Here is a 446-nt window from a genome sequence, read left to right as displayed (position 1 = left end):
GAACACCGCGCCGCGGTATTTTTGAATGCGGATATTGCGTTGAGACACGCCAAGGACCACGCCATGATTGAGCAGGATCGAGCAGTCGACCATGAACTGCATGAACCCGAGCGATTGCTCGACCATTGCACCGGTCGCGTCGCCGCCAGCCTTGGCCGTGATAATGGCGGTCAAGCCATTCACCAGCAACCAGTCGTGTAGCCGGTAAATCTCGCGCCGCTTCGACATGGGATCGGGCAGCAGCGCCAGCACGATATCGAGCGCATCGACCACCACCCGTTTAGCCTTGAGTGCCTTGACCTGCACGTCGAGCACCGCCAGCATGCCGCTCAAATCGAAATTACCGGTTAGGACCAGATCGGGCGCGGGCTGGGCATCGACGAAGTAAAGCTCCTTGTTTTTCTGCAATTCATCGATTCCCCAGCCAAAGCCTTGCGCATTGGCTG

1 protein-coding gene is annotated in these 446 nt (G+C 58.1%); it reads right to left on the bottom strand.

Features of this window, described 5'->3' with window-relative positions:
- Positions 1 to 446 (bottom strand): ATPase domain-containing protein (locus F1735_RS34280; protein ID WP_308628306.1); only part of this gene is annotated, 446 nt, incomplete at both ends.

The organism is Massilia genomosp. 1 (genome assembly GCF_011682185.1).
Classification (GTDB): domain Bacteria; phylum Pseudomonadota; class Gammaproteobacteria; order Burkholderiales; family Burkholderiaceae_D; genus Telluria_A; species Telluria_A rubra.
This window is presented reverse-complemented; position numbering and strand designations above follow the sequence as displayed.